At 60.5% G+C, this 20,572-nt stretch carries 23 protein-coding genes; 10 read left to right on the forward strand and 13 right to left on the reverse strand.

Annotated elements, in window-relative coordinates:
- Positions 1–87 precede the first annotated feature (87 nt).
- Entirely contained in the window at positions 88–672 is a 585-nt protein-coding gene (locus J7E41_RS06360) for a TetR/AcrR family transcriptional regulator (RefSeq protein WP_214990962.1), read from the forward strand.
- Here the strand turns inward: J7E41_RS06360 and J7E41_RS06365 are convergent.
- The 3 genes from J7E41_RS06365 to J7E41_RS06375 all read right to left on the reverse strand — a co-directional run bounded on the left by J7E41_RS06365 (position 669) and on the right by J7E41_RS06375 (position 3,816).
- On the reverse strand, positions 669–2,165 hold the full coding sequence (locus J7E41_RS06365; protein WP_214990964.1) for a YifB family Mg chelatase-like AAA ATPase: 1,497 nt from the start codon (positions 2,163–2,165) through the stop codon (positions 669–671). The two genes, J7E41_RS06360 and J7E41_RS06365, sit on opposite strands and share 4 nt — an antisense overlap.
- A gap of 92 nt (positions 2,166–2,257) precedes the next feature.
- Positions 2,258–3,520, reverse strand: a complete 1,263-nt coding sequence (locus J7E41_RS06370) for an MFS transporter (RefSeq protein ID WP_214990966.1) — start codon at positions 3,518–3,520, stop codon at positions 2,258–2,260.
- 35 nt (positions 3,521–3,555) lie between these two features.
- The gene (locus tag J7E41_RS06375) at positions 3,556–3,816 is read right to left on the reverse strand and encodes an accessory factor UbiK family protein (RefSeq protein ID WP_214990968.1); all 261 of its coding nucleotides are present in this window, start codon (positions 3,814–3,816) and stop codon (positions 3,556–3,558) included.
- A 422-nt stretch (positions 3,817–4,238) separates the two neighbouring features.
- On the opposite strand from J7E41_RS06375, the gene glnK reads away from it, so the two are divergent.
- The 4 genes from glnK (at position 4,239) to sutA (ending at position 7,016) form a co-directional block, all read left to right on the forward strand.
- Entirely contained in the window at positions 4,239–4,577 is a 339-nt protein-coding gene (gene glnK / locus J7E41_RS06380) for a P-II family nitrogen regulator (protein ID WP_002555808.1), read from the forward strand.
- Positions 4,578–4,612: 35 nt separating this feature from the next.
- On the forward strand, positions 4,613–5,950 hold the full coding sequence (locus J7E41_RS06385) for an ammonium transporter (protein ID WP_214990970.1): 1,338 nt from the start codon (positions 4,613–4,615) through the stop codon (positions 5,948–5,950).
- Between the two features lie 210 nt (positions 5,951–6,160).
- On the forward strand, positions 6,161–6,586 hold the full coding sequence (locus J7E41_RS06390; RefSeq protein ID WP_214990972.1) for a secondary thiamine-phosphate synthase enzyme YjbQ: 426 nt from the start codon (positions 6,161–6,163) through the stop codon (positions 6,584–6,586).
- A 103-nt stretch (positions 6,587–6,689) separates the two neighbouring features.
- Positions 6,690–7,016 (forward strand): transcriptional regulator SutA, encoded by a 327-nt coding sequence (gene sutA / locus J7E41_RS06395; RefSeq protein WP_155582478.1) that lies wholly within the window; start codon positions 6,690–6,692, stop codon positions 7,014–7,016.
- Positions 7,017–7,104: 88 nt separating this feature from the next.
- Here sutA and J7E41_RS06400 read toward each other — a convergent pair whose 3' ends face one another.
- The 6 genes from J7E41_RS06400 to lptM are packed head-to-tail and all read right to left on the reverse strand — an operon-like array spanning position 7,105 to position 11,700.
- The gene (locus J7E41_RS06400; RefSeq protein WP_214990973.1) at positions 7,105–7,809 is read right to left on the reverse strand and encodes an HAD family hydrolase; all 705 of its coding nucleotides are present in this window, start codon (positions 7,807–7,809) and stop codon (positions 7,105–7,107) included.
- Positions 7,806–8,705 (reverse strand): tyrosine recombinase XerC, encoded by a 900-nt coding sequence (gene xerC, locus J7E41_RS06405; RefSeq protein ID WP_169356964.1) that lies wholly within the window; start codon positions 8,703–8,705, stop codon positions 7,806–7,808. Before xerC ends, J7E41_RS06400 begins: the two co-directional genes overlap by 4 nt.
- A gap of 2 nt (positions 8,706–8,707) precedes the next feature.
- Entirely contained in the window at positions 8,708–9,433 is a 726-nt protein-coding gene (locus J7E41_RS06410) for a DUF484 family protein (RefSeq protein ID WP_214990975.1), read from the reverse strand.
- A gap of 13 nt (positions 9,434–9,446) precedes the next feature.
- A complete protein-coding gene (gene dapF / locus J7E41_RS06415) occupies positions 9,447–10,277 on the reverse strand; it encodes a diaminopimelate epimerase (RefSeq protein WP_214990977.1) in 831 nt (276 codons plus the stop codon).
- Positions 10,278–10,281: 4 nt separating this feature from the next.
- Positions 10,282–11,529 carry a diaminopimelate decarboxylase gene (gene lysA / locus J7E41_RS06420; RefSeq protein ID WP_214990978.1) on the reverse strand — a complete coding sequence of 416 codons (1,248 nt, stop codon included), beginning with the start codon at positions 11,527–11,529 and terminating at the stop codon, positions 10,282–10,284.
- A gap of 9 nt (positions 11,530–11,538) precedes the next feature.
- Positions 11,539–11,700 carry an LPS translocon maturation chaperone LptM gene (gene lptM, locus J7E41_RS06425; protein WP_169356960.1) on the reverse strand — a complete coding sequence of 54 codons (162 nt, stop codon included), beginning with the start codon at positions 11,698–11,700 and terminating at the stop codon, positions 11,539–11,541.
- Positions 11,701–11,939: 239 nt separating this feature from the next.
- Here lptM and cyaY point away from each other — a divergent pair, with 239 nt between their 5' ends.
- The 3 genes from cyaY to rnk all read left to right on the forward strand — a co-directional run bounded on the left by cyaY (position 11,940) and on the right by rnk (position 13,035).
- On the forward strand, positions 11,940–12,272 hold the full coding sequence (cyaY, locus tag J7E41_RS06430; protein ID WP_214990980.1) for an iron donor protein CyaY: 333 nt from the start codon (positions 11,940–11,942) through the stop codon (positions 12,270–12,272).
- A gap of 2 nt (positions 12,273–12,274) precedes the next feature.
- The gene (locus J7E41_RS06435) at positions 12,275–12,493 is read left to right on the forward strand and encodes a DUF1289 domain-containing protein (RefSeq protein WP_214990982.1); all 219 of its coding nucleotides are present in this window, start codon (positions 12,275–12,277) and stop codon (positions 12,491–12,493) included.
- A gap of 131 nt (positions 12,494–12,624) precedes the next feature.
- A complete protein-coding gene (gene rnk / locus J7E41_RS06440) occupies positions 12,625–13,035 on the forward strand; it encodes a nucleoside diphosphate kinase regulator (RefSeq protein WP_214990984.1) in 411 nt (136 codons plus the stop codon).
- Here the strand turns inward: rnk and J7E41_RS06445 are convergent.
- The 3 genes from J7E41_RS06445 to J7E41_RS06455 all read right to left on the reverse strand — a co-directional run bounded on the left by J7E41_RS06445 (position 13,032) and on the right by J7E41_RS06455 (position 16,833).
- On the reverse strand, positions 13,032–15,872 hold the full coding sequence (locus J7E41_RS06445; RefSeq protein WP_214990986.1) for a class I adenylate cyclase: 2,841 nt from the start codon (positions 15,870–15,872) through the stop codon (positions 13,032–13,034). The genes rnk and J7E41_RS06445 overlap by 4 nt on opposite strands.
- Before the next feature lie 168 nt (positions 15,873–16,040).
- Positions 16,041–16,289 (reverse strand): TIGR02647 family protein, encoded by a 249-nt coding sequence (locus tag J7E41_RS06450; RefSeq protein ID WP_214990988.1) that lies wholly within the window; start codon positions 16,287–16,289, stop codon positions 16,041–16,043.
- A gap of 259 nt (positions 16,290–16,548) precedes the next feature.
- Positions 16,549–16,833, reverse strand: coding sequence for a hypothetical protein (locus J7E41_RS06455; protein WP_214990990.1), 285 nt, complete (start codon positions 16,831–16,833; stop codon positions 16,549–16,551).
- 125 nt (positions 16,834–16,958) lie between these two features.
- Here J7E41_RS06455 and J7E41_RS06460 point away from each other — a divergent pair, with 125 nt between their 5' ends.
- A complete protein-coding gene (locus J7E41_RS06460) occupies positions 16,959–17,618 on the forward strand; it encodes a glutathione S-transferase family protein (RefSeq protein ID WP_214990992.1) in 660 nt (219 codons plus the stop codon).
- A gap of 111 nt (positions 17,619–17,729) precedes the next feature.
- Here J7E41_RS06460 and argH read toward each other — a convergent pair whose 3' ends face one another.
- Entirely contained in the window at positions 17,730–19,124 is a 1,395-nt protein-coding gene (gene argH, locus J7E41_RS06465; protein ID WP_214990994.1) for an argininosuccinate lyase, read from the reverse strand.
- Positions 19,125–19,692: 568 nt separating this feature from the next.
- Here argH and J7E41_RS06470 point away from each other — a divergent pair.
- On the forward strand, positions 19,693–20,439 hold the full coding sequence (locus J7E41_RS06470) for a LytR/AlgR family response regulator transcription factor (RefSeq protein WP_214990996.1): 747 nt from the start codon (positions 19,693–19,695) through the stop codon (positions 20,437–20,439).
- Positions 20,440–20,572 lie beyond the last annotated feature (133 nt).

Genomic DNA, 20,572 nt, shown 5'->3' on the forward strand with positions numbered 1-20,572 from the left:
CTAATATTGAGCGACTGCTCAAGTATCCTTGAGCGGTCGCTCAAAAAGCAAGCGCCGCTTATCTGCCGGTGCCGGAAGGAAAGCCTGATGTCGCGTATCGACCGTAAAGACCAGATCATCGCCGCCGCCCTGGAGCTGTTTCGCAGCAAGGGTTTCGCCGATGTTTCCACCCGCGACCTGGCTGACCACGCCGGGCTGTCCCGCAGCCATGTCTATCACTACTTCAGCGACTGGAAAGAGCTGCGCCGCGAAGCCTTTGTGCGGTTTGCCAATGAGCAATTGGATGAAGTACGCGCGCCCCTGGCGGATGCGTCGCCCCTCGATGCGCTGCTGGGGTTCTTGCACGATTGCCTGCCTTGCACGGCCGATGCCGGTTGGGCGTTGTGGCTGGATGCCTGGGACGAGGCGATGCACGACCCGGAATTGGCCCAGGCTTATCTGCAGATCAACGCCCAGTGGCAAGCCATGCTCGCCGAAGTGATCGAGCGCGGTGTTGCCGCCGGGGTGTTCCGTTGCGATTCGCCCATGCGCGCCGCCCGTCAGCTCTTTGCCGTCACGATGGGGTATGCCGATGACCTGCTGCTCAAACCTTCCACTGAATCAGCAGAAGCGGTGCTGGATGAGGTGATGGAAGTGGCAACGCTGCTTCTGGATTTGCCCAAGGACCTTTAGCCGGCTGCTGCTGGCCGGTACTGCAACGCTTCTGCCAAATGGTGGCGAGCGATGCCTTCTACTTGCTCCAGGTCCGCCAGGGTGCGCGCGACCTTGAGTAACCGATGAGCCGCGCGCAGCGACAAGGTCAATCGCTCGCAGGCGGTCTCCAGCCAGCCTTCATCAACCTTCGACAGCGAGCAGTGCTTGCGTAGCCCCGGCAGGTCGAGAAAGGCGTTGGCGCAACCCTGGCGCTGTTGCTGGCAATCTCTGGCCTGGGCGACGCGGGTAGAAGCGCTGGCGGTGTCGTCGCCGGTTTGTGGACTTGGGTTGAGCGCGGTGCTTTCTCGCGCAACGGTGACGTGCAGGTCAATCCGGTCCAGCAAGGGGCCCGAGAGTTTGTTGCGATAGCGCTGGATCTGTTCCGGTGTGCAACGACAGCGCCCGCTCGGCTCGCCCATGTAACCACAAGGGCAAGGGTTCATCGCCGCCACCAGTTGAAAGCGCGCCGGGAAACTCACCCGATCGCGGGCGCGGGCGATCACGATATGGCCCGACTCCAGCGGCTCGCGCAGTACCTCCAGCACCTTGCGATCAAACTCTGGCAGTTCGTCGAGAAACAACACGCCGTGATGGGCGAGGGTGATTTCTCCCGGTTGTGGTTTTGAGCCGCCACCTACCAATGCTGGTCCTGACGCCGAATGGTGCGGCTGGCGAAACGGCCGGTGCGGCCAATGACTCAGCGGCGCCAGGCTGACCACCGACTGAATCGCTGCCACCTCCAGCGCTTCCTGTTCACTCAAGGGGGGCAGCAATCCTGGCAGACGGCTGGCCAGCAAGGTTTTCCCGGTGCCAGGCGGTCCGCTGAACAGCAGGTTGTGGGCGCCTGCTGCGGCAATCAGCAGCGCTCGCTTGGCCGCCTGCTGTCCCTGTACTTCACTCAAGTCGGGGTAGGGTTTGTTGAGGTACATCAACCCACTGGAAACAAACGGCTCAATCGGCACCAGCCCGTTCAGGTGCGCCACCACTTGCAGCAGATGGTCCACCGCGATCACCTTCAGGCCAGAGGCGAGGCACGCTTCCTCGGCATTGGCGCTGGGCACTATCAAGGTGCGCCCGGCCTTGCGTGCGGCCAACGCTGCGGGCAGCACGCCTTTCACTGCGCGTACTTCGCCGGACAGCGCCAGTTCACCCAGGCATTCCACGTCATCGAGCATCAGCGCCGGGACCTGCACACTGGCCGCGAGAATCCCCAGGGCAATCGCCAAATCAAAACGCCCACCGTCCTTGGGCAGGTCGGCGGGCGCGAGGTTGAGGGTGATGCGGCGGGCGGGGTATTGCAGTGCGCAGTTGAGAATGGCACTGCGTACGCGGTCCTTGCTTTCCTTGACAGCTGTTTCCGGCAAACCCACCAGTGTCAGGGACGGCAAGCCGTTGGCCATATGCACCTCGACGGTGACGGCGGGCGCTTCGACGCCAATCTGGGCACGGCTGTGGACGATGGCGAGGGACATGCTCGTTCCTTGAGTGAAGGGCCGCTTCCTGCGGTTTTTCAAGGGTAGTCGAGTGATCGAACGTGCGAGTTATCAGACTTTTACAGGACGTATCACCGCGCAAATGCGCCGGGGTACTTATCCAGGTAGGCGTCGTTGAGCTGCGTATCTCTGGACCGCATGAACGTTCGGAAATCGGGGATCAGGAAAACCAGTAGCGACAACATCAACACCATGGCCCCCAGCCCAGTGATGGTCAGTGCGACCCCCAGGCCGGCGATCAGGCTGTTCATGGCGAAACTGCCCAGCGGGCTGGCCGCTGCAGACAGAAAGGAAACCGTGGCAAAGATTCGATTGCGGTGGCTCTTCGGTGTCGCCAGCAACCTCACGGCGGAGGTCGGAATGTTGATCAACATCAGGCCGATGCCACCGCAAAAAAAGGCTAGGGGCACGATGATCGTTGATGAAAATGTGCCGGCCACCAGCAAGTTTCCTCCCAGCAGCGCAAAACCCGCGGACACGCAGAGGTCACGGGGGACTCGGTCGGCTAACCAGCCGATGATCTTGTAACTGCCTGCCAGGATGCCCAGCCCGAAGCTCGAATCCAGAAGGCCGAGGTAAGTGATCGGATACTGGAGGACATTCTTCACGTACAGGGGCAGCAGAATGGTGAAGAACGGGAACAGGGCAAAGTTGACCAGCATTGCAATGATGGCCAGGTAAAACTCTACTTTCACGCCATAAATTGCCTTGAAGCCCGAGTAGATCATCCTGAAACCGCTGGCTGCCGGGACATTTTCGTTCGGCGCAGCGGCGCCGAGGCAGCTCGGAATAGTCGCGATCAACACCCCTGCGGCAAGCAACGCAAAAAAGTCAGCGATAAAGGCGAGTGTGGTTCCGAATCCATAGATCAAAGCACTGGCCAGCGCCGGCCCCAGCAGATTGGAAACGGACGACATCATGCTTTTGGTACGAAAGGCCAGGGAGACCTTATCGTCACCTGCGAACAAAGGAATGATCGACGACTGAAGAGGATCGCGCACCCCTGCGATGGCGCTGCTGACCATCATCAACGCACCAACGGCCCAAGGGTTGAACGATTGCGTGGTGGCCAGCAGCACCATCAACAGCGCCGTCAGCAGGCCGCCCAGTGAGGTCAGTTTGAGGATAAGGATCTTGTTGTACTTGTCCCCAAGCCATCCCAGCAGCGGTCTGGCCAACACTTCTGCCGCCATGGAGCAGGCAATCATGTTGGCGAAGTAGAGGGCAGAGCCGGTTTCCTGCAAGGCCCACCAGGCCACCGCGAGTTGGTTGCAACGGCCACCCAGCACTACCAGCAAAAAGCTGAATTGGACTTTCAGCAGGCGCCGGTCCATGGCGAGAACCCCCGGTACGGGTCGAGTCTTGCCCGTTATTCGTGGGTCGGCGTCAAGCGCGCTTCCAGCTCTGCCACTTTGGCTTCAAGGCTCTCCAGCCGCGCACGAGTTCGGGCAAGCACCACCATCTGGCTATCAAATTCTTCCCGGCTGACCAGGTCCAGCTTGCTGAAACCACTTTGCAGCAGCGCCTTGAACTGGCTTTCGATTTCGTTGCGGGGCAGCGGGGTGTCGCCGCTGAACAGGCGGGAAGCGTGGCCACTCAGGGCGTCGAGTAGGTCTTTGGGCGCGAGCATGGGAAATATTCCGGAAAAACGGTTGGCCGGCAGTGTATCACGCAGCGTCTATCGTCTTTTTCACGGCGGGCGGCGCACGCTTTTCGCGCATGCGGCCGGGCGTCTGCGCACTGTTTTCGTGCGTATCGCCGCAGCCGTTGAGCCCCGCAAGTGGGCGCGAGTGGGCAAAGGACTGATTTCAGTGATTTTTACGGAGCTGGCAAGGTTTCTGCTTAGACGATCATGACCCATGCACTGATGCAGTCGCTGTGACGAATGCAGTGCGCCTTTGGTCCGGAGTACAGGTTTCGTCACCAGTGGTTAGCTCGCGTCGCAATGGCAATTGCCAAGGCGACGAAGCGTTACAAAGCCAGGCACTGCGCTTAGACTTGAGACGGGTTTGTTTTCCTGGGGCAAGTCCACCAATTCGGGAGAGAGTTTTCATGAAGCTAGTCACTGCCATCATTAAGCCGTTCAAGTTGGACGATGTACGCGAGTCACTGTCCGAGATCGGCGTGCAGGGCATTACCGTTACTGAGGTCAAAGGCTTCGGTCGGCAGAAGGGTCATACCGAGCTGTATCGCGGCGCGGAATACGTGGTCGATTTTCTGCCAAAGGTGAAGATTGATGTCGCCATTGACGACAAGGATCTTGACCGGGTTATCGAAGCGATAACCAAGGCCGCCAACACCGGCAAGATCGGTGACGGCAAGATCTTCGTGGTCAATCTGGAACAGGCTATTCGCATCCGTACCGGCGAAACCGATACCGACGCAATCTAAGCCGCCAAACCCCCAACGCCCCAGGAGAAAACAATATGACTCTGCGCAAATTCGCAGGGCTAGGCGCCCTGTTGTCCATCGTAATGCCTAGCTTGGCTATGGCGGCAGACGAAGTGGCGGCTCCAGTCCTCAATTCCGGCGACACGGCGTGGATGCTGACATCCACCGCGCTGGTGCTGTTCATGACCATTCCGGGCCTGGCGCTGTTCTACGGCGGCATGGTTCGTTCGAAAAACATTCTTTCCGTGATGATGCAGTGCTTCGCCATCACCGGTCTGATCACCATCTTGTGGTTCGTCTACGGCTATAGCATGGCGTTCGATACCACCGGTATGGAAGCAGGCGTCGTCAACTTCAACTCCTTTGTCGGCGGCTTGTCCAAGCTGTTCCTCTCGGGTGTAACCCCGGCCAGCATCACCGGCCCGGCGGCGCTGTTCCCTGAGGCAGTGTTCGTCACCTTCCAGATGACCTTCGCCATCATCACTCCGGCGCTGATCGTCGGTGCCTTCGCCGAGCGGATGAAATTCTCCGCGATGCTGATTTTCATGGCTGTCTGGTTCACCCTGGTCTACGCGCCGATTGCCCACATGGTGTGGGGCGGTCCGGGCTCGTTGTTGGGCGACTGGGGCGTGCTGGACTTCGCTGGCGGCACCGTGGTGCACATCAACGCCGGTGTTGCCGGCCTGGTAGCGTGCATCGTGCTCGGCAAGCGTAAAGGCTTTCCGACCACGCCGATGGCTCCGCACAACCTGGGTTACACCCTGATCGGCGCGGCTATGTTGTGGGTCGGCTGGTTCGGCTTCAACGCCGGCTCCGCTGCCGCGGCCAACGGCACCGCTGGCATGGCGATGCTGGTCACTCAGATCGCTACCGCTGCTGCGGCGTTGGGCTGGATGTTCGCCGAGTGGATCACTCACGGTAAGCCAAGTGCCCTGGGGATTGCCTCGGGTGTGGTCGCCGGTCTGGTGGCGGTCACGCCAGCCGCCGGCACCGTTGGCCCGATGGGTGCCCTGGTGATCGGCCTGGTCGCCGGTGTGCTCTGCTTCTTCTGCGCCACCAGCCTCAAGCGCAAGCTGGGTTACGACGACTCCCTGGATGCCTTCGGCGTGCACGGTATCGGTGGCATTGTCGGTGCGATCCTTACCGGTGTGTTCGCAGCGCCGGCCCTGGGCGGCTTCGGCACCGTGACTGACGTCGCGGCGCAGGTCTGGATCCAGGCCAAAGGCGTTGGCTTTACAGTGATCTACACCGCGATTGTGACATTCGTCATCCTCAAGGTGCTGGACATGGTCATGGGCCTGCGTGTCACCGAAGAGGAAGAGGCTGTCGGCCTCGACCTGGCACAACACAACGAGCGCGGCTACAACTTGTAAGTACGCGAAAAAAAGATGCCCGGCTTGCCGGGCATTTTTTTGTCTGGCGTTTGTCTGGGGTTAAAGGTGTACGGGTTTTTATCCAGACTTTGTGATGGGATCCACAAGACACTTTTCAGTGTGCGAATGTCTTACAGCCATGTAGGCGTATTCGGCACTTTGTTTTTTCCCTGAGCGCGCTAGAATGCGCGCCGATGTGCGGAGAACTGTATGTGGCAACAGACCCTGATAACCCTGCGGGCCAAGCCCCGGGGCTTTCATCTGGTGACGGACGAGTTGCTCGCCGGCCTGCCTGAGTTGAAGGCTTGTCGGGTGGGCCTGTTGCATTTGTGGCTGCAGCACACCTCGGCCTCGTTGACCATCAACGAGAATGCCGATCCGGCGGTTCGCCGTGACTTCGAACGTTTTTTCAATGCGCTGGTGCCGCAAGGCACGGCGGGATATGAACACAACGACGAAGGTCCCGATGATCTGCCGGCGCACTTCAAGGCCAGTCTCCTGGGCTGCCAGCTGAGTTTGCCGGTCAGGGCCGGCCGCTTGGCGATGGGGACCTGGCAAGGTGTTTATCTGGGCGAGCACCGTGATCATGGCGGTGCTCGTAAAGTCCTCGCCACCTTGCACGGTGATGAGGCATAAGCCACTGGTTATCCGGTGGATGTTGATTTTTTCTCAGCGGCTGTCGACAGACGGCGTAGCTGGGCTATAACTAATCTGCTTTTCGCAAGTCATGAGGTAGAACATGAGCGACGATGATCTGGAAAACGACGACCTCGAAGTAGGCGACGAAGACGAAGCTGAAGAAGGTCTTGAGGCGGCTGCCGAAGACGTGGCTGACGACGACGGTGGCGATGATGCACCGGCCCCGGCTGCCAAGGGCAAGGCCAAGGCCGCTGTTTCGGTTGATGAACTGCCGAGCGTAGAAGCCAAGAACAAAGAGCGCGATGCGCTGGCCCGTGCGATGGAAGAATTCCTCGCTAAAGGCGGCAAAGTGCAGGAAGTCGAGGCCAACGTGGTGGCAGATCCACCGAAGAAGCCGGATAACAAGTACGGCAGCCGCCCTATCTGAGGTCGGTTACTTGCTTGCTGAAAAAGCCCGCCGTCGCTGCGGGCTTTTTCATGGGTGAAACAAAATGGACCTCGGCAGCGGCTACAGGTTATGGCAGGTTGTTCCAGCGGGCGAGCAGCCCCGGCAATTCAGTCAGGCTGCGAATTTCGGCATCCGGCAACTGCTCTGCCTCCCAAGCCTTGCCCGTCGGGTTGAACCACACTGCCCGAAGTCCTGCCTGCTGGGCCCCGGAGATGTCATCTCCTGGATGATCGCCAATGTGCACGGCTGCGCTGGCGTCTACCCCACCGCGCTGCAGCGCTTCCTGAAACAGCCGCGCATCCGGTTTGGCGATGCCGATGTCTTCGGCGCGCAGGGCAAAGTGGAAATAGTCCGCCAGGCCTACGCGCTGCACATCGGCATTGCCGTTGGTGATGACGCCCAGCAGGTAGTGGCGGCGCAGCGCTTGCAACATGGGTTCGGCTTCGGGAAAGACCGTGAGCTGGTGCCGGGCGTGGATAAAGGCTTCGAAGCACACATCGGCCATTTCCGTGGCTTCTGGCTGTGGGTAGCCTGCCTCTTCAAAGGCGTGCATCAGCACCCGGTGGCGCAACACGCTGATGCGGTGTTTGAGTTCGGGATGGCGTTGCAGCACTTGCTGGCGAAGACTGGCGAATTGCTCCAGGGGTAGATCGCCCACCTTGGTGGCGTGGGTGGCCAGCCATTCGCGCATCGACGCCTCGGCATTGATGATGACGGGCACGTTATCCCAGAGCGTATCGTCCAGGTCGAAGGTGATCAGCTTGATACTCATGAGTCGCTGCCTTTGATGCGTTTGGCCCGTGGATGGGCGCTGTCATACACCGTCGCCAGGTGCTGGAAGTCCAGGTGGGTGTAGATCTGGGTGGTCTTGATGTCGGAGTGGCCGAGCAATTCCTGCACCGCTCGCAAGTCCTGGGAGGACTCCAGCAAGTGGCTGGCAAAGGAGTGCCTGAGCATATGCGGATGCAGGTTTTGCCCCAGCTCACGCGCACCGGCGGCCTTGACCCGCAGTTGGATGGCCCGTGGCCCCAGGCGCCGGCCTTGCTGGCTGACAAACACGGCGTCATCCGCCGGATTGCTCAGGGCCCGCAGTGGCAGCCACACCTCCAGGGCCTCCCGGGCTTTTCTGCCGACCGGCAACACGCGGGTTTTGCTGCCCTTGCCGAGTACTTGTACCAGGCCGTCCGCCAGATCCAGCTGATCAAGATTGAGACTGGTCAGCTCCGACAGGCGCAACCCCGAGGAGTAGAACAGTTCAAGGATCGCCTGGTCGCGGTGGGCCAGGAAGTCGTCCTCCACCGCACCTTCCAGCAGTTGCAGGGCGCGATCGGTGTCCAGTGTCTTGGGCAGGCGTCGCTCGCCCTTGGGCGGGGCCAGGCCATTGGCTGGGTCGTGGTCGCACAGGCCTTCGCGGTTCAGGTAATGATAGAGGCCGCGTACCGCCGACAGCAGGCGTGCCAGGCTGCGGGAGGATTGGCCTTGCTGGTGCAGGCGGGCGATCAGGCTACGCAGGCCCTGAATATCCAGGGCTTTCCAGCTGCCGATCTGTTGCTTTTCACAAAACGCCAGGACCTTGTTCAGGTCCCGTCGATAGGCGTCCAGCGTATGAGGAGACACCTGGCGCTCGCTGCGCAGGTGAGCGCAGTAGGCGTCCAGTTGTCGTTCCATGGCTAGCGCACCGCGCGCAGAGCGGTGGTGAAGCGTGGCAAGACTCGGCCGAGGACTTCGGCGATGTAGCTCAAAAACAGCGTACCCACCGAACTCTTGTAATGCTGCGGATCACGGCTGGCGATGGCCAGGACACCGTGCAGGCCTTGATGGCTGAGGGCGACCACGGCCGTGGAGCCGATCTGTTTGCGTTGTTCTTCGCCAAACAGGAAGTCCAGCTCATGCTCACGCAAGGTCCCGCTGATGGTCTTGCCTTCGGACAACAGGCCGCCAATGGCGGTTTGTGCGTCGCTGCCGCTGACCCAGCGACCCACCGGCATCGGCTTGTCGCTGAACAGGATCAGGCTGACAAAGGGCACCTGGAAGTCCTGGCGCAAGCTGTCTTCGACGGCAATCACCGCATCTTCCAGAGTCACGGCATCCATCAGGCTCAAGACCAAGCGACGGGTCTTGTCGAACAGGCGATCGTTGTCGCGGGCGACGTCCATCAACTGCGAGAGCCGGTGGCGCATGTCGATATTACGTTCGCGCAGGATCTTCATCTGCCGCTCCACCAGGGACACGGTGTCGCCGCGCTGGTGGGGGATGCGCATGGCCGGCAGCAGTTCTTCATGCTCGACGAAGAAGTCCGGATTAGCCTCCAGGTAGGCGGCGACAGCCGCTGCCTCCAGGCTTTCGGAAGGGGACTCTTCGGGCGTTGGAGCGGGCACCTGAGGCTTATCGGTCATTGGATTGGCTCTCTCATAGACGGACCTGTCCTTCGTATACGCGCATGGCCGGGCCGGTCATCATCACCGGTTGGCCTGGGCCTGCCCACTCGATGGACAGGCGTCCACCGGGCAGGTCGATCAATAGCGGCGAATCCATCCACCCCTGGCTGATCGCGGCCACGGCAGCGGCGCAAGCACCGGTACCGCACGCCTGGGTTTCCCCGGCACCGCGTTCCCAGACGCGCAGTTGCGCACGAGAACGGTCGATGACCTGCAAGAACCCGACGTTGACCCGTGCCGGAAAGCGCGGGTGGTGTTCGATCTTAGGCCCCAAGTCATGGACCGGCGCGTTGTTGATGTCGTTGACCCGCAGCACGGCATGGGGGTTGCCCATGGACACGGCGGCCAGCTCGACAGTCTTGCCGTCCACCTCCAGCGGGTAGCTCAGCGCCTGCTCGTCAGCCTGGAACGGAATATCCGCCGGGACCAGCCGAGGCGCGCCCATATTGACACTGATCTGGCCGTCGCTGCGGATATCCAGCTCGATGATGCCGCTCTTGGTCTCGACGCGAATCTGCCGCTTGGCGGTCAGGCGCTTGTCCAGGACAAAGCGGGCGAAACAGCGGGCACCGTTGCCGCACTGTTCCACTTCGGAGCCGTCGGAGTTGAAGATCCGGTAACGGAAATCCACTTCCGGGTTGCTTGGGGCTTCGACCAGCAGCAATTGGTCGAAGCCGACACCGGTGTGACGATCGCCCCACAGCTTGGCGTGCTTGGGCAGGATGTGCGCGTGCTGGCTGACCAGGTCGAGGACCATGAAATCATTGCCCAGGCCGTGCATCTTGGTAAAACGCAGCAGCATGGTCTTACTCCGGCAGCAGGCTTTCGCCAGCATACAACTCGGCTACCGTCTCGCGGCGACGCACTTCAAACGCTTGATCACCGTCCACCAGCACCTCGGCGGTACGGCCGCGGGTGTTGTAGTTGGAACTCATGACAAACCCGTAGGCACCGGCCGAATGCACGGCCAGCAGATCGCCTTCTTCCAGGGCCAGCTGACGTTCCTTGGCCAGGAAGTCGCCGGTTTCGCAGATCGGCCCGACGATGTCGTAGTCGCGGCCTTCGCCAGCGCGCGGTTTGACGGCGGTGACGTTCATCCAGGCCTGGTACAGCGCCGGGCGGATCAGGTCGTTCATCGCCGCGTCGACGATGGCGAAATCCTTGTACTCGGTGTGCTTGAGGTACTCGACCTGGGTCAGCAATACACCGGCATTGGCGACGATGTAGCGGCCCGGCTCGAACATCAGCGTCAGCTCGCGGCCTTCGATACGCTCGCGCACGGCCTTGATGTAGTCGGCCACCAGTGGCGGCTCTTCATCGCGATAACGTACGCCAACACCACCACCGAGGTCGATGTGGTGCAGGTAGATGCCGCACTCGCCAAGACGGTCGACCAGCGCCAGCAGGCGGTCGAGGGCATCGAGGAATGGTGGCAGGGTGGTCAGTTGCGAGCCGATATGGCAGTCGACACCCAATACTTCCAGGTTCGGCAACTGGGCGGCGCGGATGTAGACGTCTTCGGCGTCGGCAATGGCGATGCCGAACTTGTTTTCTTTAAGGCCGGTGGAGATGTACGGGTGAGTGCCCGCGTCGACGTCCGGGTTGACCCGCAGGGAGATCGGCGCGCGAACACCCAGCTCGGCGGCGACCATTTGCAGGCGTTCCAGCTCGTCGGTGGACTCGACGTTGAAGCAATGCACGCCGACTTCCAGCGCGCGGCGCATGTCTTCGCGGGTCTTGCCGACGCCGGAGAACACGATCTTGTCTGCTTTACCGCCAGCCGCCAGCACACGTTCCAGTTCGCCTCGGGACACGATGTCGAAACCGGCGCCCAAACGCGCCAGGACATTGAGCACGCCCAGGTTGGAGTTGGCTTTTACTGCGTAGCACACCAGGTGTGGCGTGCCTTCCAGCGCATCGGCAAAGGAGCGGTATTGCGCTTCGATGTGGGCACGGGAATACACGTAGGTCGGGGTGCCAAAGCGCTCGGCAATGGCGGACAGCGCGACACCTTCCGCGAACAGCTCGCCGTCCCGGTAGTTAAAAGCGTCCATGGTGTTCCCTTAGAAGGTGTCGTTCTTGTGCGCTTTGGATTGCGACGATTGCGCCTGCTCGTTCGGATCTTTGCTGTCATCTGGCAGGTACAACGGGCCCTTTTGACCACAGGCACTAACGAGGCAAGCGACCGCGACGAGCGCAGCAAGGGAAGAGATCAGGCGCTTCATGGCGAAATCCTTGAATAAGCATTAATTGCGCCCGAGTATACCGACCACCCGCCAGATTGCCTATGCGCCGGGATACCCGTCCGGCGGGGCTTTGCCGAGATTGCCGCGATTAGGCTTACACCAATTGAGGATATTTCACGCGGCTGCGGGTAATGAAATCGGTATCCTTTGCAATCATGATGGTGCGTCCGTATTGTGCGGCGCTTGAGCGAGACCAGACACTTTTCGAGGTTCCCACAATGAATTTGACCGAAGCCCGTTTTCACGACCTGGTGGATTCGACCCAGCAAGCGCTGGAGGATGTTTTCGACGAGAGTGGCGAAGATCTGGATCAGGAGAACTCGGCTGGTGTGCTGACCGTCAAGTTCGAGAATGGCAGCCAGTTGATCTTCAGTCGTCAGGAACCGTTGCGTCAGTTGTGGCTGGCCGCCCGCTCCGGTGGTTTTCACTTCGACTATGACGAAGAAAGCGGCCAGTGGATGTGTGACAAGACCGAAGAGCAACTGGGTGAGATGCTGGTGCGTATCGTCAAGGAACAGGCCGGCGTCGAGCTGGACTTCGACGAGATTTGATCGTGACACAGCCCGCTCCTGTACGCCCGCCCAAGCCGCTGTTCAGTAATGTCAGCCCGGCGGTGCCGTCACCTTGTATCAGTTTATGTCGGCTGGATGAGCAGAAAGTCTGCCTCGGCTGCTTCCGCCATGTGGAAGACATCCGCGAATGGCGTTCTGCCGACGATCAGCGGCGGCGGGTGATCGTCGCCCAGGCTGAGCAGCGCAAGGCCGGCTCCTGACCCCGGCTTGTTTATTTATTGTGCTGTGGTAGTGTCCGGGTACACCTCAACTCATCGAGGTCCGTGAGAACCCCGCCTTTTCCTGGCGGGGTTTTGCTTTTTTGTGCAGAAAAAAGGAGTCTGCCTGAATCATGACCGCACCTTCCATCATCCTCACCCGTCTCGACGTGCAGCGTCTTGAGCAACTTATCGACCGTGTAGGCGAGTCCTCGCCGGGCGTTGAGGCCCTGCAACGCGAACTCGATCGCGCCGAAGAAGTGGTTGGCCACGATGAAGTGCCTGCAACTGTCGTGACCATGAACTCCAGTGTGCATTGCCGTGAAGAAAGTAGTGGCAAGGACTATCACCTGACCCTGGTTTACCCCAAGGACGCGAATGCCGATCAAGGCAAAATCTCGATCCTGGCCCCGGTCGGCAGCGCGTTGCTGGGCTTGCAAGTCGGGCAGCACATTGATTGGCCGGCGCCTGGCGGCAAGACCCTCAAGCTGGAGCTGCTCAGTGTCGAAGCCCAGCCCAAAGACGGCGGTCCCTTCACCCTCTAAATCTGGTGCAGCGCCTGATTGAGCGCCTGCTCCAGCTCGGCCTTGTAGCGCAGGTACAGATTGCTCGGGCTTTGAACATCACCGAGCAGGCCGGAGAGGTCCAGGTCGGTGATGTAGCAACGGTAACGTTCGGTCTCCCGGCGTTGCCCGATGATCTCTTGAGCGACCACTGCAAATAGCTGGTCGCCAAATTCCAACTCGCAAAACTCCCGCTGATTGCAGTACAGGGTGATGCCCACCTGGCCCGGTGCGCCTTTGCCGATGATCGCCTGCACGTCATAGAACGGTTTATTGGCCGGGGTCTGCGGTACGGAGCGCGGTTCGGCCCGGCGCGCGCGGCCGCTGCCCGATGGCAACAGCTGGTAGTACAGCGTTTGCACCGCACCCAACGGTTGTTGCGGGTCCAGAGGGGACAGCGCGTCGCGGCGGTAGATGATCGACTGCAGGAAGCGCTGCAGCGGTACCAGCAGGCTTTGCTCATCGTGAAACGGCAGGCGCTGTTGCCAGAGGGCGTTGAACTCGTCGAGCACGTACAGATCGGCGAAGGCGTCGTGGATCCGGTAGAACACCTGCACACAGTCGGGCAGGCCCATGGGCAGCAGCGACGCCAAGTCATGGTCTTCCAGGGCCATGGCGTCCAAGTGCAGCGGGCTGTAGCTGGCCAATTCCTCACTGAGGTAGCCGATCAATGCTTGTTGGCTGGCCAAGGACACATGGTTGACCTGCCCCGGCGCCAGCTCCATCACGTGATAGTGCTGTTGCACCTGAAGCAGGTAGCGATGATTGAGCTGGCTGAGCAGTAGGTTTTGCGCGGTATCGAAAATTTCCTCCACTCGCTGGGCAATAAATTGCGCGCGGTTATGACAGAAGCAACGCACCCGCAGCCTCGGTAGCTGATTGGACGGTAGTTGGTTCAGGTAGTCCCGCAGGCAATCGAGCAGCGCATGGGGGCCGCCATAGCGGCTGACCATCACCTCGTTCCAGCTGTTGACGGTGACCTGGTCCAGGGTCAACACCAGGTTTTCCCGCACGCCCGCGTAACTCAAGGAGTCGGTGCGTTCGGTGGTCATCAGGATATTCAGGTCGCGATGGTGCTTGAGCGGGTCGACGCCGACGTTGACCAGCAGCAGTACTTCGTTGGGTACCGCCGTGCGCAGCAGGTGCTCTTCGTCGACGCTCGCCAGGGGCAAGGCGATGGTCTGTTGCAGGCTGCCCAGCAGGTTGAACAGCTCGAACTCGGTCATGTCGCTGGTGCCGGGGTGCAAGGCCAGGCGGGTGCTGCTGTCGATCACGCCGTTACGGTGACACCAGGTGAGCATTTCCAGCAGGTCGCGGCTGCGTTTGATCGGCGCGAAGTGCTCCCATTCGAGGGCATTCAGGCTGCCGTTGTACAGGCCCCAATGATGTTGGCCAGGCTCCTTGCGATTGGGCGAGTGGACCAGCGTCAGGGTGTCTTCGGCCAGGTCCGGGGCAATCCCGGGGTTGATGAACTCGATCTTGCCGGCCTTGCGTTCGAAAGCGGCGTACAAGCGCCGACCGAGCACATTGAGGTCGCGTTTGTTGATCAGGCTGACGGTCTGTTCGGTGCGCGCAAACTGTGTCAGGAAGCGGTAGCTGTAGTTGAGTTCGTTGACCAGAGCGCGGCGTTCGGAGGCGACCTGGCGGACTTTCCACTGGCTGCGGCTGTCGAGCAGGGCCAGTTGCCGTTGATCCCAGCCCCACTCGGTGGCCAATCGCTCAAGCAGCAGGCGTTGCCAGCCTGATAAACGTTGGCCGGTGCTGAGTTTGCGGTTCACCTTCAGGTACAGGCTGCGCCGCACCAGTTCCAGGCGCTCAGGTTCGTTGCGGGCCTTGAGGTATTCCTCGATACGACGGTAGACCACGATGTAGGGGTCCAGCTCATCCAGGTCCACTTGGTTGGCGAACACCGCACGTTTGAAGCGCAGGCTCAGGCATTGCACGTTCGGGTGTTCGCTGGCGTAGACCTCGATCAGCAGCAGCTTGAGCACCGACTTGTACGGGGATTCGATGCCTTTGAACAACTGCCACAGACCGGCGCCGATAAATTCCCCGGGCGGGATGTGGGCCAGGTGGCCCAAGTCGAGGGTTTCATCGGCACGGATAAAGCGTTTGGAAATCAACGCATGAGTGAATTCGGCGTAACGGGTTTCTTCGTAGACCGGCACCAGCCACCAGATCGGCGTGCGTCCGGCCAGCCAGATGGCGGTGCGATAGAACTCGTCCAGCAGCAGGTAGTGCTGGGTCGTGCCGCAGTCGTCGGAGCTGAGTTGGGTGTCGCGCTCGCCCAGGACAAACCGGGTCGGCTCGATCAGGAAAAAGTGCGCCTCGGCACCCATGGTCAGGGCCCAGGCCTCCAGCAACTGGCATTTTTTGCGCAGTTCGGCCAGTTCACCCTCGCTCAAGTCGGCTGCATGGCAGACCCACACGTCCATATCGCTTTGATCCGCCTGGGCCAGGGTGCCCAGGCTGCCCATCAGAAACAGGCCATGAATCGGTTGTGGTGGGTTGCCGTGACGGGCTTTGTAGGAGAACGAACGGGTCAGGCGCTGGGCTTCGGCCAGCACTTGGGTATCGGGTTCGAAGTTCGACAGTCCAGCCGGTGTGCTGCCCGAAACATAGCCAGGCAACAACGGGTGGTTGACGTGGAAAAACAACGGCAGCAGCGTCAGCACGCTCTGTTGGCGTGGGGTCAGCCCCTCGATGGCCCGGGCGATACGCCCTTCATTCAGGGCTAGAAATCGTGCGCGCAGTTGGGCCAGCACCTTGCGGTCGATGCCTTCGTCCAGGTCGGGGCGGATTTCGTGGGTGCGGGTCATGTGGAACTCGGTGGCTCGCAGGGCCCGACGTGGGCAGCCGTGTAGGAGTTTACAGCCAGTAGCGTAGGACGTTTAAGCGGAATTTGTTTTTGACGTCAGGATTTTATCGCGGGCGCAGAAATGCCCGCGGAATCCGTGAAAAGAGGATCCCGTGGGCGATGCGTGGTGTCAGGCGGCTTCTTTGCGGGTAGTCAGAATAGTCAGCAGGTTTTGGGCATGCTCAGCGGCGTCCCGGCCAAGGCTGGTCAGATAGCCACCGTCTGGCTGGTCGATCAAGTCTTTATCATACAGGCGCCGCGCGGCGGCAATGGCAGTCGGAGCGGCGGTCTGATGAACTTTCAGACCTTCCTGGGAGCTGCCCAGGTTGAAGAGTGCAAGGATTTCCAGTTCGGCAACCAACTCAGGGGTATACGACATAAGGACTCCAGACTTTCTAGGAATTTTTAGGCGCTAGCAGCCATAAGGTGAACGCACTTGGGCGAGCTGTCCAGCAGGAAGTCGTGGAGTGTTGACATGATGCAGGGTGAACGCAAATGGTGCGGTCATGAGGATCTAGGGTGGGAGCTGGCTTGCCTGCGATAGCGGTGTGTCAGGCGACTGTAATATTGGCCGTGCCAACGTCATCGCAGGCAAGCCAGCTCCCACATGGATCGATGTTCGACCGCAATTATCAGTGCTACGATTTTTCTGGCGGTAGCTCTGGCAGTGCGCGCAGGGCGGTTTCGTACCATTCGGTATTGAAAGCGCGGTCTTCTTCAAGCAGGGCATCAATCTCGACGGCAAGCACATGGGCCATCATCTGCAGGATGTCTTCGCGTTCATAACCCACCAGGGTCAGTTTGTTGAACGTGGCCTTGGCAGCAGGCGGGTTGTCGCTTTCGATCTGGTTTTCGATCGCTTCAATCAAGGTGGTCTCGGCGAACTCTTCTTCGTCGTTGTCGATATCGGTTGGCTCGCTCATGGCAGGCTCCTGAAGGAAAGGGCGCCAGTCTACCCCCATTCAGTCGGGTGATGCTGCTGGTCAGGCACGGCCGGACGTTCTATAACAAGCGCAGCCAACCCCGTACACGGCCTGGAGGCTTTGTGATGCTCAAGCTTTATGGATTTTCGGTCAGCAACTACTACAACATGGTCAAGCTGGCGCTGCTGGAGAAAGGGCTGCCCTTCGAAGAGGTGCCTTTCTATGCTGGCCAAACCCTTGAAGCCCTGGCCATAAGTCCCCGTGGCAAGGTACCGGTGCTGGGTGTGGCGCAAGGCTTCATCAATGAAACCAGCGTGATTCTCGAGTACATCGAGCAGACTCAATCGGGCCCTGCGCTGTTGCCCGGCGACCCGTTCCAGCGTGCCCAGGTGTTGGCGTTGTGCCGAGAGATCGAGTTATACATCGAGTTGCCAGCCCGGGCTTGCTTCGCTGAGGCGTTCTTCGGCATGCCAGTACCGGAGGCGATCAAGGACAAATCCAAGGCTGAGTTGCTGCTGGGGATTGCTGCGTTGGGGCGCCATGGCAAGTTCTCACCTTATGTGGCGGGAGACAGCTTCACGATTGCGGATCTGTACTTCATGTACAGCGTGAACCTGGCCTGCGCCGTGGGCGAGAAGCTGTTTGGCCTGGATTTGCTGGCTGAGCTGCCAGCGCTCAAGGCACTGCTGGAGCGCCTGCATGCACTGCCCAATGCTCAGCGCGTGGCCGCGGACAGGGAAGCGGCGATGCCGGCTTTTATGGCGATGATTGCGGCCAAGAAGTAGAACGTGGGGTGTCTGTGATGACGCCTTCGCGAGCAAGTCGAATCGTCGCACCGCCGCTCCCACATTTTGAAATGCATTCCAAATGGGGGAGCTGGCTTGCTCGCGATGCTTTTAGCGGCTGGCGAGCAGTTCCTGACCGCGTACAACCGCGGCTTTCACCTGGGCCGGCGCGGTGCCGCCGATATGGTTACGGGCATTCACCGAACCTTCCAGGGTCAGCACCGCAAACACGTCCTGCTCGATCTGGTCACTGAACCGACGCAGCTCTTCCAGGCTCATTTCCGCCAGATCCTTGCCAGTGTCCACACCGTATTTCACGGCGTGGCCGACGATTTCGTGGCAGTCACGGAACGGCAGGCCACGGCGTACCAGGTAATCGGCCAGGTCTGTGGCAGTGGAGAAACCGCGCAGGGCCGCTTCACGCATGATGGCGTGCTTGGGCTTGATCGCCGGGATCATGTCGGCAAAGGCCCGTAGCGAGTCGCGCAGGGTATCGGCGGCGTCGAACAGCGGCTCCTTGTCTTCCTGGTTGTCCTTGTTGTAGGCCAGGGGTTGGCCTTTCATCAGGGTCAGCAGGCCCATCAGCGCGCCGAACACCCGGCCGCTTTTGCCGCGCACCAGCTCTGGCACGTCGGGGTTTTTCTTTTGCGGCATGATCGAGCTGCCGGTGCAGAAGCGGTCCGGCAGGTCGATGAACTGAAATTGCGCGCTGGTCCACAGCACCAGCTCTTCCGAGAACCGCGACAAGTGCATCATCGCGATGCTGGCCGCGGCGCAGAATTCGATGGCGAAGTCACGGTCCGACACGCCATCCAGCGAATTGCCGCCAACGGCGTCGAAACCCAGCAGTTGTGCGGTGTATTCGCGGTCGATCGGGTAGGTGGTGCCCGCCAGCGCGGCGCTGCCCAAAGGCATGCGGTTTGCGCGCTTGCGGCAGTCCACCAGGCGCTCGTAGTCGCGGCTGAGCATTTCGAACCAGGCCAGCAAGTGGTGGCCGAAGGTCACGGGCTGTGCAGTCTGCAAGTGAGTGAAGCCGGGCATGATGGTGTCCGACTCGCGCTCGGCCTGCTCCAGCAGGCCTTTCTGCAGGCGGGTGATTTCAGCGAGGATCAGGTCGATCTCATCCCGCAGCCACAGGCGAATATCGGTGGCCACTTGGTCGTTACGGCTGCGGCCGGTGTGTAACTTCTTGCCGGTCACGCCGATGCGGTCGGTGAGGCGGGCCTCAATGTTCATGTGCACGTCTTCCAGGTCGACGCGCCAATCGAAGGTACCGGCTTCGATCTCACCACGGATGGTGGTCAGGCCGTCGATGATGCTGTCGCGCTCGGCGTCGGTCAGCACGCCGACCTTGGCCAACATCGTGGCGTGGGCGATGGAGCCCATGATGTCGTGGCGATAGAGGCGCTGGTCGAAGGTGACGGAGGCGGTGAAGCGCGCGACGAAGGCGTCGACGGGCTCACTGAAGCGGCCGCCCCAGGACTGGTTGGTCTTGTCGGTGCTCATGGATTCGCTCGTGATCTGCTGAAAGAGGGTATGAAAGTGTGCCGCCGATAATAACAGGGTTGCCCTTGGAGGCGATGCTGCGGCGTGTCGGCATTTTTATTTGTTTGGAGGGTGGCTAAGTGCCTTGCCGTCGGCCTCGTCCGGGAAGAGACTGGAGCCAGGACTGAGCGGGGGGGTTAACGCGGTCGGTCCTTGGGGTAAACAAGAGATGTTTATTGAAACGATATTTGACGATTGAGCAATATCGTCTTCGCGAGCGTCTACAGTTGCACTGATAGGTCGTTGTACTGACAGAGGGTCTTCAACGCACCAATGTAAGGCGATGAGGTCGAACTCCAGGCTAACCATAAAGAGAGGGGGTGTTCATATTGTGTATCAGCAAACCCTACGACGGTGCCCGACGGCATCGGGCTCCAGGCGGCATTGAACAGGTCCGGGTAAATATTGGTGCCACTCTCGGGGCACTTTTTGCCGCTCACGCTAGTCTTAGCGTGGATCGCCGTGACGGAAGTCACCGCACCTGTCTACGCTATCCTTGTGCGAGACTCACGCAGGAATCCAGCGCAATATGAATGTCCTGATCGTTGATGACGAACCCCAAGCCCGTGAGCGACTGAGCCGTATGGTCAGCGAGCTCGAGGGATACAGTGTCCTGGAGCCGAGCGCCACCAGTGGCGACGAGGCATTGGCCTTGATTGACAGCCTGAAGCCGGATGTCGTGCTGCTCGATATCCGCATGCCAGGCCTTGACGGCTTGCAGGTTGCCGCACGCTTGAGTGAGCGCGAGTCGCCGCCGGCAGTGGTGCTGTGCGCCGCCGAGGATGAGTTTTCCTCGGATGCCCTGCAAAGCAGCGGTGTCGGCTACCTGGTCAAACCAGTCAGCGCCGACGCCCTGCTCAAGGCGCTGAAAAAGGCCGAGCGGCCCAACCGCATACAGCTCGCCGCCCTGACCCAGCCGGCGGCGCAAGGCGGTAACGGGCCGCGCAGCCATATCAGTGCCCGGACCCGCAAGGGTATCGAACTGATCCCCCTGAACCAGGTGGTCTACTTCATTGCCGATCACAAGTACGTGACGTTGCGTCACGAAGCTGGTGAAGTGTTGCTCGATGAGCCGCTCAAGGCCCTGGAAGACGAGTTTGGCGACCGCTTCGTGCGCATTCATCGCAATGCGCTGGTAGCCCGAGAGCGTATCGAGCGCCTGCAGCGCACGCCGCTTGGGCACTTTCAGTTGTTTTTGAAAGGGCTCAATGGCGACGCCTTGATCGTCAGTCGACGTCATGTCGCCGGTGTACGCAAGATGATGCAGCAGCTTTAGCCCAAGGGCTGCGACGGTTCCAACAGCCCAAATCCCGGTGCGATGCGGCCAGGGAGGCCCCGCACTTGCTGATTCAAATCAAAGCGCATTTGCCTGAGCTGTTATTATCTGCCGTATCTATTCAGTACGGATT

The sequence above is a fragment of the Pseudomonas fluorescens genome (assembly GCF_018614655.1).
Taxonomy (GTDB): domain Bacteria; phylum Pseudomonadota; class Gammaproteobacteria; order Pseudomonadales; family Pseudomonadaceae; genus Aquipseudomonas; species Aquipseudomonas fluorescens_BX.